Consider the following 13,471-nt stretch of genomic DNA (forward strand, 5'->3'; position numbering starts at 1 on the left):
GTTCGGGCAAAGCCCGAAAACCCTGCTCGGCAGTCCTTGCCGGCCCTACTGCTTCAGGGCGCGGGCCAGGACGTTCTGCGTTTCCAGCGACACCGGCAGGGCGGTGGCGGTGGCCGCGACGCCCTGCCAGCCGGCGCCCATGGCGGTGTACAGGTCGATGGCGTCCTGCAGCCGTTCCAGCCGGGCCACCGCCTCGGCGTTCTCGGCGGCCAGGGCCATGCGTTCCGTGGTCAGCACGTCCAGGAAGCCTACCAGTCCCGCGCTGTAAAGCCTGCGCGCCCGGTCGCTGGCCAGCGTGCTGTCCTCGGCCGCGCGGTGCAGCAGCTCGGTGTGCTCCACGTCGTCGTGCCACGCGGCCATCGCGTCCTCGACCTCGCGGAACGATTGCAGGACCGTCTGCCGATAGGTCAGGCGACTGGCCTCGGCCGCTGCCTGGGCGGCGCGGATCTGGCCGGTCAGCTTGCCGCCGTGCATCAGCGGCAGCGACGCCAGCATGAAGAACTGCCAGCTCAGCGCGCCGGCCTCGAACACCTGGTACATGGCCGACGCGTTGGGGTTGAAGTTCAGCGGAATGCTGAAATTCGGATACATCTGCGCGACCGCGACGCCGACGCGGGCCGTGGCCTCGGCATAGGCGCGTTCGGCGCGGCGGATGTCGGGCCGGTTGGCCAGTACGATGGAGGGCAGGGTCGCCGGGAAGTCCGGCACCTTGGGCAGGGGCTGGGCCACCTTCAGCTCGGCCTCGGTCGTGCCGGGCACCTGGCCCATCAGCACGTCGATGGCGTGGGTGATCTGCGCGATATGGGTGCGCAGAGGTTCGCGGGCCGCCATCTGGGAATCCAGCTCGGCCTTGGCCTGGGCGATCTGCAGGGTGTTGCCGATGCCTTCGAGGTACAGCCGGTTGGTCAGGTCATAGGCGTCCTGGGCCACACGGATGTTGCGGTTGGAGATATCCAGCCGCAACTGCGTGTCGCGCAGGACCATATAGTCGCTGACCAGTGAGGACAGCATCGTCATCAGGACGGCGCGCCGGTCCTCGATCGTCTGTTCGACGGCATGTTCCTGGGCTTCGACGCTGCGGCGGATGCGGCCGAAGACGTCGATCTGCCAGCTGGCGCTGACGCCGTACGACAGGTAGGACGCGCCGGGCCGGTTGGCCGGATTGCCCGGGCGCAGCGGCCAGTTGTCGATGTTCAGCGAATAGCGGCTGTCGCCGTTGGTGGTGTTCGCATCCACCTGTGGATACCAGGCCGACGCCTGGACGTCGCGCAGCGCGCGTTCGGCCAGGATCCGCTGGCCGGCGATCTGCAGGTCGTAATTGCCCGCGATCGCGCGATCGACCAGCTTGTCCAGTTCCGCATCATTGAAACGATGCCACCAATCCTTCATTTCGGCGTTGGTGCGTGCGATCTCGTCCGGGGTGGCCGGATGCTCGTCCTCGGCGAAGGCCGGGGGCAGCTTCATCCGGTCCGGCTGGTAGCGCGGCCCGACCGTGCACCCCGCCAGGAACAGGGCGGAGGTCAGGAACAGGCCGGCCCTTCTGGGCATTGTCTTCATGGTCATGGGGATGCCGGGGGCCTTACAGATGGTCTTGCAGCCAGGTGGTCAGGCGTCCCCGCTGTCCCCGGGATTCGGGGCCGACGGTGACGGTGCAGGTCATGCCGGCGGCCAGCGTCACGCTGTCGGGCACGTGGTCGAGATGGACGCGGACGGGGATGCGCTGCGCCAGGCGGACCCAGGTGAAGATCGGGTTGACGTCCTGCAGGCCGAGGCGGTCGGGGGCGCCGTTCTGGTCGTTGATGCCGCGCGCGATGGAGACGACGTGGGCGGGGATGATCTGCTTGTAGCCCATCAGCTTGACGCGGGCGACGTCGCCGACATGCACGCCCCACATCTTGGTTTCCTCGAAATAGCCGTTGACCCAGTAGGAGTCGGCGTCGATGACCGCCAGCCGCGCCGCGCCGGCGGTCACGTAGTCGCCGACCCGCAGGTTCAGGTTGGTGACGTATCCGTTGACCGGGGAATAGAGGACCGAGCGCTGCAGGTTCAGCTTCGCCAGGTCCAGCGACGCGCGCGCCGCGTCGACGGCGGCGACCTGGGTCGCGACGTTCGAGTTGAAGACTTCCTGCTCTTCGGCCGAGACGATGCCGCCCAGGCCCATGCGGCGCTTGGCGTCGTTCTGCTTCAGCTTCAGGTCCTCCAGCGCGCCGTCCAGCCGGGCCTGAGCCTCGCGGATCGCCAGGCGGAAGCGCACGGGGTCGAGCACGAACAGCGGGTCGCCCTTATGGACGAACTGGTTGTCCACGACCGGCACCTGCACCACGGTGCCGGGGACTTCGGGCGCCACGTCGACGACATAGACGCGGACCCGGCCGTCGCGGGTCCACGGGGCGATCATGTAGGTGTCCCAGAGGGTGATGCCCATGGCGATGGCCAGGGCCACCACGGTCAGGGTCAGGACCACGCGGATCAGGGTGCGCAGAAGGGGCATTGGGGATTCTCGAACCTTCCTGGGGGCAGCAGTTCAGACGTAGAGGATCAGCAGGCAGAGGACACAGACGTACAGGGCGACCTCGAACAGCGCGAGGTGCCAGAACCATTTCATGATGCCGCTCCACCACAGCACGAAGCGGATCAGCATGGTCACGGGCAGGGCCGCGATCGCGTAGACGACGATCGGGGCCATGAAGACACCGAAGAAATTGAACTCGGTCAGCATCACGCGGCTTTCATTCCGAACAGGTTCGTTCCGGGGGGGACGGCCAGGGTCAGCCTGTTATTGGCGCCAGGCATGTTGGCTGACAATTGCAGCGGTCCATTCGCATGGAAGAATCCCGGAATCGCATCCAGCAGCAGCGACGCCTGTTCGAGGCACGCGGCAATCCGGCGCGTGGGCATGTGCGAGGCCGCGTGCCGTCCCTCGACATGTGTCATGATCACCTGCGCGGTTTCGCGCAGGGTCGTCGCGGTCAGGTTCGGGCGGCTGCGCAGGTGCCGGAAGGCGGCCAGGGCCGCGCGGGCGCGGACGCGATCGTCCTCGTGCACCGCCGGGTCCAGCACCAGGCGGCGCAGGCGCGCGATCACCCGGCCCAGCGATACGGCGATGAAGGCCGCATCCGTGACCTCGTACACGCGGCGTGGTGGCGCGACGAGCGAGAATCGCTGGATCATGCGCAGGATTTTCTGCATCTGCAGGTTTTCCCACACCATCCAGTCCACCCGCCGGTGGATGGGCCGGCACGCCAGGCGTTCGGTTGCGCGGGTGATCGACATCACCAGCCGCCCGGTATCCAGCCGGTGGTCGGCCGGCAGGATCACCCTGAACACCAGGGCCAGTCCGATCAGGGCGATCAGGTACGACAGCCACAGATTCATCAGCGAGATGTCGTCATAGGAAATCGGGTTGCGGATCTGCACCATCGCGTTGAAGAACACCGCGTAGCCGAAGCCGCGCATGGCGTGGCGCGGATGGAACTGGATCCAGATGCCCGGCAGCAGGCAGATCGACAGCGACAGCCACAGCAGCGGGTATCCGTCGATCCGCGGCAGCATGTAGGTCTGGCAGATGAAGGCCGCGGGGATCGCGGCCAGCGTGCCGCTGGCGAACAGGGCGCTGGCCCGGGATGCCAGCGGGCTGGTCGCCAGCAGGCACGAGGCCGGGATCAGGTAGGTCAGCATCGTGGCGCCGTTCGACCAGCGGAAGACGTACCAGACCAGGCAGCCCAGCAACGTCACGCACGCCCCGCGCGCGCCGTTGCGCAGGGCTGCCGGCCAGTCGAAATACACCTTCAGCGGCAGGCGCCGCACGCGGTGCTGGGGTCCCACGAAATCGTCCAGCGCGGCGCGCAGCTGGTCGAGAATGTCGCGCTCGTTGTCGATGAACGCGATCGTCGGCAGGTCGTGCGTCTGCTCGGTCAGTTCGTCCAGGCGGGCGATGGCGGCGGCGATCCGCGCGCGCATGTCGCCCGGATCGTCCAGATGCAGGTTCTCGGGTGGGGTGGCGGCGAACGTCGCCATCACCGTCTGCACGATCTGGCGCGCCTCGGCGGAATGCGGGGTGTCGGGCGGCACGTCCTCCCAGATCGGGTGATGCGTGCTCAGCAATCCCAGCAGGCGGGCGACGCCGGCGTGCAGGCCGCGGGCGCGACGGCCGATCGCGAAATTGTCGGCGGCCGCATATTCGATCGCCTCGACCAGCGCATTGGCCTGAGACAGAAGGCGCGCGCGTTCGTCGTAGCTGGTCACCGTCATCGCCCGGAACGACAGCGGCTGGCCACTGTCGTCGGGCATCGGCGTGGCGCCGGCGATCGCGCCTTCGAGGTCGGCGGGGTGGGAAAACCGCGCGGTGATGTTGCGCAGGGTCTGGTCCACCTGCCGCAGGATTCGCTCCGGCCGGCTGATGGACGTGACCAGGAAGACCACCGCCGTGCAGATGATGCCCACCGTCACCGCCGACAGGCGGGACATCGCGGCCATGAAGATATGGTCGGGGTCGCTGAAGGCGGAGACCGAAATCAGCACGATCGTATAGCCCGTCAGCACGGCGGCATACGCCTTGAAGAAGCGCAGCAGCGTCGACACGCAGCAGGCGATCCCGATGATCAGCGACAGGCCGAGGAAATAGAGCAGCGGCGATTGCGGGAACAGCGCCATCAGGATGACGGCGCTGGCCGCCCCGACCACCGTGCCGAAGATGCGCCAGAAGCTCTTGGACACCATGGCGCCGACGACCGGATTGGCGACGATCAGGACCGTCGTCACCGACGACATCGGCGTCTGGAGCTGGAAATAGAACGACAGGAACAGCGCCAGCCCGACGGCCAGCAGCGCCCGCGCCGCATAGGCCGCCGTCGGCCTGACCGTCTTCCATTCCGGAAAGGCGAAGGTGCCGAAGCGGGCCAGGGGGATCGACAGGGACCATGCGCCGCTCGGCGGGATCAGCCGCATGGCAGGACCGCCACTGTGTCGGGGGCCACGCTCTCGGCGACCGGCGTCGTCCCGGCGTCGCGAGGGGTGCCCAGCGCGCTTTCGATCCGGTCGAAGATCGCGTAGCAGGCCTGCAGTTCGCCGGTCGAGACGTCACGCAGCAGGCGGGCCGATACGGAATCGGCCGTCTGGCGCACCTGGTGCTCGATCCTCTGGCCGCCGGGGCTCAGCCGCACCAGGTTCGAGCGGCGGTCTTCCTTGTCGCGGGTGCGCACGATCAGGTCCCGGCGTTCCAGCACGTCCAGCAGGCGGGCCAGGGACGGGGCCTCGATCCCCAGCGCGCGGGCCAGGTCGCTCTGCCGGACGGGCGGCGGCAGCTGGCCCAGGTACAGGATGGGGCGCCACGTGGCCTCGGTCAGGCCGAAATCCCGCAGGTCATGATCGATCTGGCGTCGCCAGGCGGCCCCCAGATGGGCCAGGCGACGTCCAAAGGATCGTTCCCGCGCGCTCCGCTCGGTCTCGGCCATCCGTTTCTGCTACCCGGTTTCCCAATTGATGAGCACACAAATCGTTCGCGTGCTCACGATCATAGTCCGGGGGCACGTTTCCAGAAATGCCGGACGGGAGCCAATGCAATTTCAGCATGGATACCTTCCGGCAATGCCATCCCTCCGGTTCCGGAAGGGGAAGGGCTCAGACCTGGCCCTTCCGGCCGAAGGCCGACCGCACGACATGCCAGATCGCCCGGCCGGCCTGGCGGCCGACCGGACCCGCGACGGCGGTGGTGACCGCCGTCAGGGCCACGGCCTGGCGCAACTCGTTGATCGCGTGATCCCGTTCGAAGCGCGCGCGGATTTCCTGCGGCGTCATGATGGACCGACGGCCCAGCAGCAGGAACAGCAGGGCGACCAGGGCGTCGGCGGCGAAGACCAGGATTGCCGCCCCCAGGACGCTGAAGCCCAGCGTCTGGTAGGCGAAGGCCCACAGCAGCGCATGGCCGGACAGGATGGCCAGCAGGCCGAATATCCCTGCGATGACCAGGAAAGCCGCCTGCCGGCCTATGCGGATGGCCATCTGCCGGCGGACGGTCAGTTCCGCCTGCACGGTGGCCTTGCCAAGTTCGGCTATTCTCATGGTCCTCGCTTCGTCCCTCTGCTGTGTTGGGCGGACGACCTACCGGCGCATGCGCCCGACCAGATAGCCCACCGCGGCGAAGATGGCGATGGCGATCAGCGGCTTCGCGCGCACGCGGCTGGTGACGTCCTGAACCTGATGATCGGTCAGTTCGCGCGCATTGGCAACGACGTGCTCCGCCCTGTCGGCCGCATCGGCCAGCACCGGGGTCACGTGCTCGTTCATCAACCGTTCCACCTGCGACTTCAGCGACAGCAGTTCGTCGTGGGTCGCCTTCAGGGCTTCCTGGGTCGGTTTCTTGGTCTTGCAGCCGAACATGGGTCGTCTCCCTCGATGTGGATGTGTACATTGTTACCAACGCCTCGTCCGTTCGTCAGGTTTCGGTTCTTGCATGCCACCTTCCCTCCCACGTCTTGACGTTCGCGGACTTGTGCGCGCGCCGCTGGACCCGTCGCGCCACGGATTCTCGGTGCAGGTCGCCGCCGGCACGTGCCTGGCGCTGCTGGGCAATCGCGCGGCGGACCTGTCCTGCCTGCTGGATACGCTGGCCGGACACCTGCCGGCCGTGGCGGGCGGCATCGTCGTGGACGGGCAGGATGTGACCGCCCGGCCGCCCGGCCGGCGGGGGATGGGCCTGTTCAGCGCGCGCGATCCGCTGTTCGCCCATCTGACCGTGCGGCAGAACCTGGCGTTTCCGCTGGCCGCGCGGGGGATGCCCCGTCCGCAGGCCGCGGCACGCGTGCGCGAAATCATGGCCCTGCTGGGGCTGGACGGGCAGGCGTCGCGCCGGCCGCGCGACCTGGATCCGGAACAGGCCTGGCGTGTCCGGCTGGGGCGCCTGCTGGCCTTCGCGCCCCCCGTCCTGCTGCTGGACGATCCGTTCGCGGCGCTGGAGCCCGAGGGGCGGCGGGCGATGCAAACGCTGCTGGCCCGCCTGGCGCGGGCGCAGGGCCTGACGATCCTGCTGGCCACCCGCGACCGGGAAGATGCGCTGCTGCTGGGCGACCGGATCGGGTTCCTGTCCGGGGGGACGCTGCTGCAGACGGGAACGGCGGCCGAGCTGTTCGACCGCCCGGCCTGCGACCGGGTCGCCACCGGCTTCGGCGACGCCAACAGCCTGACCGGCCGCGTCGAGTGGGTCGAGGACGACCAGGCCCGCGTCCGCCTGGCCAGCGGCGCGGTGATGGAGGCGATGGCTGCCGACGGGCTGGAAGCCGACGCGCTGTGCACGCTGTGCGTTCGGCCCGACCGGATCGCGACGCTGTTTCCCGCGGGATTTTCCGCCGGGCCTTTCCACGGCCGCGACGCGGCGGATGGCGGTGACGGCGACGTCCCCGCCACCCTCGTGGCGGTTCATCACATGGGCGATCACGTGCGCCTGCGCCTGCGCCTGCCCGACGGGCAGGAGGTCCTGGTCCGCCGCCCGCCGATCCAGACCCTGGCCGGCCTGTCGCCCGGCCGCCGGGCCCTGCTGGCGTGGCAACCGGCGCATGCCGTGGCCTTTCCGTTTCGGGGCGAACTGGTCTAGTTTTCCGCCCTTAGTCCTTATTCGCTTTTCGTCCCCGCTGTGAAAGTGATCCCCCTGTCCGGTCCGTCCTGTCTGCCCTTCAGACCGTCCCGTCCTCTGTCCGGGATTCTTCTGCTGCTTGCGCTGTCGGCGCCGGCCCGGGTGGATGCCCGGGGCAGCGGGCACACGCTGGCGGTCGCGACCTGGGGCGGTGCCCTGGGCAAGGCGCAGGACCAAGCGTTCTTCCAGCCCTTCGCACGCGCCAGGGGCGTCGGCGTCCGGCGGTTTGCCTGGGATGGCGACGGACAGGTTCCGGCGAACCGTCCGGCGCGGGGGCGCCACGCCTGGGCGATGGCCCTGATGGAGGACAGCACCGCCCGCATCGCCTGCATGCAGGGGCAGTTGCAGCGCCTGGGCGGTGCCCCCGGCAGCGCGGACGCCTGCAGCGTGCCGGCGCTGCATGACGGCATCGTCCTGGCCTGGGATCGGGGCCGCGTCCCGACCGCTCCGCGCTGGAGCGATTTCTGGGACGTTGTCCGTTATCCCGGCAAGCGGGGCCTGCGGAAGGATCCGCGCTCGACGCTGGAAATCGCGCTGATGGCCGATGGGGTGGCGCCTGGGGATGTCTATGCCCTGCTGGCCACGCCCGAAGGCGTGGCGCGGGCGTTCCACAAGCTCAGCCAGTTGCGGCCCTATATCGTCTGGTGGACGACCGCGGCGGATTCCGCGCGGATCATCGGCAACGGCAGCGTGCTGATGACCAGCGCGGCGGCGGGCGAGGTCGCGGCGCAGGCCGCCACCGGGGGGCGGCGCGATGTCGGGCTCCAGGGCGCGCAGGGCCTGGATGACGGCCTGTCGTGGGGCATCGCCCCTGGACTGGACGCGGGCGAGCGGGACCGGGCGCGCGATCTTCTGCACTACATGGCCGGGTCGGACCGCGTGGCCCGCTTCGCCGCGCTGTATCGCGCCCGTCCCGACGACGCGGCGGCGCAGCCCCTGCCGATGGACGCAGCGTTCTGGCAGGATCACCTGCCCGACCTGGCCCGGAAGTTCGCGGACTGGCTGGCGGCCCCCGCGTGACGGGCCTCTCGTTGTCCGGATTGGGACTGTCCGACCTGGTCATCTGCCTGGCGACGGCGGGGGCCGCCGCCGGCGTGGGGCTGGCGGCGTTCGTCCTGCTGCGCGCCGCGGGGCCGGGCCTGTCCGGCCGCGTGCTGGCGGCCTGCCTCACCCTGGCCGTGGCCCTGGCGATTCCCGGTTGCGTGCTGGCGCTGCTGCTGCCGCGCCTGGCGGGGGGCGATGGCGGCGTGCCCCGTGCCGTCCTGCAAGGGCTGTGCCTTGTGCCGCTGGTGGTGCTGCCGCCATTGGGGGCGATCTGCCGGCTGCCGGCGGGCCTGGCCCGCACGGCGGAAGGGCTGGGGGCGGGGCAGGGTATGCGGGCGCGCATGCTGTGGCTGCCGCTGCTGGGGCCGTCCGGCCTGGCGGCGTTGCTGCTGGCGGTCGGCGGGTCGGTGCTGGTCGCGCTGGTCGATGTGCGATAGGTCGGCCTTGCCGCGCCTTTTTCTTTCCGGCACGGGCCGGAGTGCGTAAAACAGCCCCCATGACCGATTCTCCCCCTTTCTGGCAGGTCCGCCGCCTGGACGAGATGACGACCGAGGAATGGGAATCGCTGTGTGACGGCTGCGGCCGGTGCTGCCTGCACAAGCTGCGCGAGGACGAGACCGATACGGTCCTGTATACCGACGTGGCCTGCAGGCTGCTGGATACCGACACATGTCGGTGCTCGGATTATGCGGACCGGCAGCGCAAGGTACCGGATTGCGTGCGGCTGACCCCGGCCGCGCTGGCGGATATCGACTGGTTGCCGCCATCCTGCGCCTATCGGCTGGTGGCGGCCGGCCGGCCCCTGGCGTGGTGGCATCCGCTGGTGTCGGGCCGGCCGGAAACGGTGCATGAGGCCGGGGTTTCGGTGCGCGGCCGCGCCATCAGCGAACGACGCGCCGGCCCGCTGGAACATCATATCGCCGATTGGCCGGGCCAGATGCCTGCCGCGCGCAAGCCCCGGGTCCGCCGGCTCGCACGGGACCTGAAGGTCGGCGATCGGTCCGGCCCGGACGACGGGTCCCGATGACGGCCGCCCTGTCCGACGGTCGGGGCGGGATGGGCGAGACGATTCATCTGGCAGGGCGCGAGATCCCGCTGCGCTGGCGCAGTTCGGCGCGGGCGCGCCGGGTGTCGCTGCGGATCGATCCGCGCGGCGGCGGGGTCGTCGTCACGCTGCCGCCCCGTGCGGGGCGCGAGGCCGGATTGACCTTGCTGCGCGCGCATGCCGCCTGGGTGGTGGCGCGGATCGACACGCTGCCCACCCCGACGCCCTGGCAGGATGGCGGGCAGGTCCTGCTGGACGGCCGGCCGCATGCCATCCGCCACTGCCCGCAGGGCCGGCGCGGCGTCTGGATCGAGGACGGCGTCGTCCTGGTCAGCGGCGAGGCCCCGTTCCTGCAAAGGCGCCTGGGCGCCTTCCTGCGGCGCGAAGCCGGGGTGCGGCTGGGCGCGCGGGTGGCGGAACTGGCCGCCCGGTCGGGCCTGCGTCCCCGGCGCCTGACGATCAAGGATACCAGCAGCCGGTGGGGCAGTTGCAACGCCGAGGGCACGGTGATGCTGAGCTGGCGGCTGCTGATGGCCCCGGCCGAGGTCCAGCATTACGTCATCGCCCACGAACTGGCGCATCTGCGGCACCTGAATCACGGCCCCGATTTCTGGGCCCTGGTCGCCACCCTGACCCCGCATCGCCGCGCGGCAGAGGCCTGGCTGCGCCGCCACGGCACGGCGCTGCTGCGTGCCGCATAGGCGGAGAAAAACCCCCGCCACCGGATTTTACGGGTTCGGCGAGTGTGCTAGAGGGCGAGCCGGGCGAGCTTGGCGGAATGGTAGACGCACGAGACTTAAAATCTTGCGCCCGCAAGGGCGTGCGGGTTCGAGTCCCGCAGCTCGCACCAGCCTGTCTGTCGCAGGTCGCGTCCTGAACCGGAGCGCCCTTTTATCCTGAAACAGGATGTTTCTGACGCCGGCCGTTCGTGCCGCATAAAGGGCGCGTGCCCCTCAGCGGGCTGCCGGCACGGTCCGGATCCGCGCCAGCCCGAAATCCGCGAACAGCGTCCAGGCCCGGGCATGGAACGTCCAGCGTCCGTCGGGCGGCAGATCGTGGGTTTCGTCGATGGCGCTGCCGATGATCGTGCCGTGTTCGCCGTACAGGTTGAACATCACCGTGGCCGTTTGCAGCATCCGGCCCGACCGGTTTTCGGCGGTGCCGACGATGGCGTGCCGGCCGCCTGCCTCGTTCACCGATCGGGCTTCGCGGACGATGAGGTCCTGCGCGTGGGCGGGGAGGGCGGGCAGCACCGGCAGGGCGGCCAATAGTAATGATAGAACCCGGGCTTTGCCCGGACCCACCAGGGCCTGAGGCCCTGGACCCCGATCATGCACCACCGACCGGGTTTCAAAGGGGTGGGGTCCTCTGGCGGGTTTCAGGGCAGCGCCCCGGGGCTTGCGGTCGAACGGCGATTCATGACGCGGATGGGTATGAATGCGGCACCTGTCGGACAATGGGCGGGGCTATACGGTGAATTGTTCGGCCAGGATGCGTTCGGACAGGCTCTGGTCCGGGTCGAACAGCAAGGTGGTGTGCAGCGTCCGGTCTTCCTCGATCGCGACCGAGATCACGTCGCGGACCTCGGTGAAATCGGCGACGGCGGCGACGGGGCGCTTCTCGTGCTCGAGGATCGTGAAACTGACCCGCGCGGTGGAGGGCAGAAGCGCGCCGCGCCAGCGCCGGGGGCGGAAGGCGCTGATCGGCGTCAGCGGCAGAAGGTTGGCCGACAGCGGCACGATCGGCCCGTGTGCCGACAAATTATAGGCCGTCGATCCGGCGGGGGTCGAGACCAGTACCCCGTCGCAGATCAGTTCGGACAGGCGTTCGCGGCCGTCGACCTCGATGCGGATCTTGGCGGCCTGGCGGGTCTGGCGGAACAGGAACACGTCGTTCAGCGCCAGCGCCTCGATCACCTCGCCGGCCCGGGTGGTGGTCTGCATGCGCAGCGGGTGCAGCGTCGCCGCCTGCGTCTTGGCCAGATGGGCCGGCAGATCGTCGGGGATCGCCGGGTTCATCAGGAACCCCACCGACCCGCAATTGATCCCGTAGACGGGGATATTGCGGCCCAGGGTGGTATGCAGGATCTCCAGCATGAAGCCGTCGCCGCCGAGGCAGATGATGGCATCGGCCTCCAGCGGGTCATGCTGGCCGTAGCGGGCGGTCAGGATTTCCAGCGTCTGGCGGGCGCCGGTGTTGGGCGCCGCGACGAAGGCGAAACGGCTCGGTATCATGCCGATGGGCCAGGGCGGGGGCTGGTGGGGTTCGGTCATCGGGCGGCGCGGGGCGTCGGCGAAACGGGAAGCATGGACAGGGGCATCGTCGTCACAGGGGCAGGCGGCGATGAGCGGTCACCGCTGTCCCGGCGCGCACCTGCCGCGCCGGGGCCGGCCGATCGGCGCGGATCGCGGCCTCGACCCGGTGGGGCGCCCGGTCGATAATGTCCGGCAGGGACGACCCGGGGGCCATCTGGGCGACGGTGGCGCGCACGTGAAACTCCATCCGAGGGGGGGCGGGGGCATTCGCCGGGCGCCCCGGGCGTCGCCCTGTCGTTCTGCCCCGTGCTTCCGCGCGAACCGCACGTGGCATGCCGATCATGACCCATTGCTTATAAGGGGCCGGCCGACGGGACTGCAACAGCCACCGTCAGGGTCGCCCGGCCCGATGCGGGGGCGGTGCTTGGGCCGTCGGCCAGCGCGGGATATGATCCTCCATCCTCTGGCGGAGCAGTCATGGCCCCCTCGTCCTCCCGTTTCGTGGTTTATGCGGCATTGTCGGGCAACCTGCTGATCGCGTTGGTGAAATTCGGCGCAGCGGCACTGACCGGCAGTGCGGCGATGCTGAGCGAGGCGATCCATTCCCTGATCGATACCGGCAACCAGGTGCTGCTTCTGGTGGGCATGCGGCGTGCGGCCCGGCCGGCGACGGCGTCGCATCCGTTCGGTTACGGGCTCGAACTGTATTTCTGGACCTTCGTGGTGGCGTTGCTGATCTTCGGGGTCGGGGCCGGCGTGTCGGTCCTGGAAGGGATCGCCCGGATCCGCCATCCGCATCCCGTTGACCATGTGGCGGTCAACTACGCCGTCCTGGCCATCGCCCTGGTGTTCGAGGGCGCGGTCTGGCTGACGGCGCTGCGAACGTTCCGCCGCCACGGCAAGGGCCGGCGCGGCTGGATCGAGGCGGTGCGGCACAGCAAGGACCCGACCGTCTTCACCGTGTTGTTCGAGGATACGGCCGCGCTGTGCGGCCTTGTGGTCGCGTTGTTGGGCACGATCCTGTCGGACCTGTTCGACCTGCCGGTCCTGGACGGGGCGGCGTCGATCGTGATCGGGGCGATCCTGGCATTCACGGCCATGTTCCTGGCGCGGGAATCGCAATCCCTGCTGACCGGCGAGGGCATGGCGGCGGAAGGGCTGGCCCGCGTCCGCGCCATCGCCCTGGCGGAACCGGGCGTGCTGGGCCTGAATGAGATCCGGTCCATGCATTTCGGCCCGTCGGACGTGCTGGTGGCGATCAGCCTGGATTTCGATGATGCCGTGTCGGCCGGCCGGGTCGAGGATGCGGTGTCGCGCATCGAACGACGGGTCAAGGAAAGCTTCCCCGAAATCACCCACACGTTCATCGAGGCGCAGAATGGCCAGGACCGCCTGGCCGCTGGCGCCCCGAGAATGGCCTGACATGCGGCCTGTCGGCCGATCCGACGCGTGCCGCCAGCTTCCCTGGACCCCGATCCGGGAACAGGTCCGAGCTTTTGG

At 69.4% G+C, this 13,471-nt stretch carries 16 protein-coding genes and 1 tRNA gene; 7 read left to right on the plus strand and 10 right to left on the minus strand.

Annotation, left to right across the window (positions count from 1 at the left end):
- Positions 1-45: 45 nt before the first annotated feature.
- The 7 genes from HLH28_RS16880 to HLH28_RS16910 form a co-directional block, all read right to left on the minus strand.
- Positions 46-1,563: an efflux transporter outer membrane subunit gene (locus HLH28_RS16880; protein WP_182961387.1), complete on the minus strand. Its 1,518-nt coding sequence runs from the start codon at positions 1,561-1,563 to the stop codon at positions 46-48.
- A gap of 16 nt (positions 1,564-1,579) precedes the next feature.
- A complete protein-coding gene (locus HLH28_RS16885; RefSeq protein ID WP_182961388.1) occupies positions 1,580-2,491 on the minus strand; it encodes a biotin/lipoyl-binding protein in 912 nt (303 codons plus the stop codon).
- Between the two features lie 33 nt (positions 2,492-2,524).
- A complete protein-coding gene (locus HLH28_RS16890; RefSeq protein ID WP_182961442.1) occupies positions 2,525-2,719 on the minus strand; it encodes a DUF1656 domain-containing protein in 195 nt (64 codons plus the stop codon).
- A complete protein-coding gene (locus tag HLH28_RS16895) occupies positions 2,719-4,947 on the minus strand; it encodes an FUSC family protein (RefSeq protein ID WP_182961389.1) in 2,229 nt (742 codons plus the stop codon). Before HLH28_RS16895 ends, HLH28_RS16890 begins: the two co-directional genes overlap by 1 nt.
- Positions 4,938-5,453, minus strand: coding sequence for a MarR family winged helix-turn-helix transcriptional regulator (locus HLH28_RS16900; RefSeq protein ID WP_182961391.1), 516 nt, complete (start codon positions 5,451-5,453; stop codon positions 4,938-4,940). The genes HLH28_RS16895 and HLH28_RS16900 overlap by 10 nt, the downstream gene beginning before the upstream one ends.
- A gap of 166 nt (positions 5,454-5,619) precedes the next feature.
- A complete protein-coding gene (locus tag HLH28_RS16905) occupies positions 5,620-6,060 on the minus strand; it encodes a hypothetical protein (RefSeq protein WP_182961393.1) in 441 nt (146 codons plus the stop codon).
- Between the two features lie 39 nt (positions 6,061-6,099).
- A complete protein-coding gene (locus tag HLH28_RS16910) occupies positions 6,100-6,378 on the minus strand; it encodes a hypothetical protein (protein ID WP_182961395.1) in 279 nt (92 codons plus the stop codon).
- Positions 6,379-6,451: 73 nt separating this feature from the next.
- On the opposite strand from HLH28_RS16910, the gene HLH28_RS16915 reads away from it, so the two are divergent.
- From HLH28_RS16915 to HLH28_RS16940, 6 genes are all read left to right on the plus strand, one after another.
- Positions 6,452-7,588, plus strand: coding sequence for an ABC transporter ATP-binding protein (locus HLH28_RS16915; RefSeq protein ID WP_182961397.1), 1,137 nt, complete (start codon positions 6,452-6,454; stop codon positions 7,586-7,588).
- Positions 7,589-7,729: 141 nt separating this feature from the next.
- Complete coding sequence (locus HLH28_RS16920) at positions 7,730-8,647, plus strand: extracellular solute-binding protein (RefSeq protein WP_338029761.1); 918 nt, start codon at positions 7,730-7,732, stop codon at positions 8,645-8,647.
- A complete protein-coding gene (locus HLH28_RS16925) occupies positions 8,644-9,108 on the plus strand; it encodes a hypothetical protein (RefSeq protein WP_182961399.1) in 465 nt (154 codons plus the stop codon). The genes HLH28_RS16920 and HLH28_RS16925 overlap by 4 nt, the downstream gene beginning before the upstream one ends.
- Before the next feature lie 59 nt (positions 9,109-9,167).
- The gene (locus tag HLH28_RS16930; RefSeq protein ID WP_182961401.1) at positions 9,168-9,698 is read left to right on the plus strand and encodes a YcgN family cysteine cluster protein; all 531 of its coding nucleotides are present in this window, start codon (positions 9,168-9,170) and stop codon (positions 9,696-9,698) included.
- Positions 9,695-10,417, plus strand: coding sequence for a M48 family metallopeptidase (locus HLH28_RS16935; protein WP_182961403.1), 723 nt, complete (start codon positions 9,695-9,697; stop codon positions 10,415-10,417). The genes HLH28_RS16930 and HLH28_RS16935 overlap by 4 nt, the downstream gene beginning before the upstream one ends.
- A gap of 63 nt (positions 10,418-10,480) precedes the next feature.
- Positions 10,481-10,566, plus strand: a tRNA-Leu gene (locus HLH28_RS16940).
- Positions 10,567-10,669: 103 nt separating this feature from the next.
- On the opposite strand, the gene HLH28_RS16945 is transcribed toward HLH28_RS16940, so the two are convergent.
- The 3 genes from HLH28_RS16945 to HLH28_RS16955 form a co-directional block, all read right to left on the minus strand.
- Complete coding sequence (locus tag HLH28_RS16945; protein WP_182961405.1) at positions 10,670-10,969, minus strand: FxLYD domain-containing protein; 300 nt, start codon at positions 10,967-10,969, stop codon at positions 10,670-10,672.
- 213 nt (positions 10,970-11,182) lie between these two features.
- Positions 11,183-11,989 carry an NAD kinase gene (locus tag HLH28_RS16950; RefSeq protein ID WP_182961407.1) on the minus strand — a complete coding sequence of 269 codons (807 nt, stop codon included), beginning with the start codon at positions 11,987-11,989 and terminating at the stop codon, positions 11,183-11,185.
- Between the two features lie 52 nt (positions 11,990-12,041).
- Positions 12,042-12,206 carry a hypothetical protein gene (locus HLH28_RS16955; RefSeq protein WP_182961409.1) on the minus strand — a complete coding sequence of 55 codons (165 nt, stop codon included), beginning with the start codon at positions 12,204-12,206 and terminating at the stop codon, positions 12,042-12,044.
- Between the two features lie 242 nt (positions 12,207-12,448).
- Between HLH28_RS16955 and HLH28_RS16960 the strand changes: the two genes are divergently transcribed.
- A complete protein-coding gene (locus HLH28_RS16960) occupies positions 12,449-13,393 on the plus strand; it encodes a cation diffusion facilitator family transporter (RefSeq protein WP_182961411.1) in 945 nt (314 codons plus the stop codon).
- Positions 13,394-13,471: the final 78 nt, after the last annotated feature.

Source organism: Gluconacetobacter tumulisoli, from assembly GCF_014174155.1.
Lineage (GTDB): Bacteria > Pseudomonadota > Alphaproteobacteria > Acetobacterales > Acetobacteraceae > Gluconacetobacter > Gluconacetobacter tumulisoli.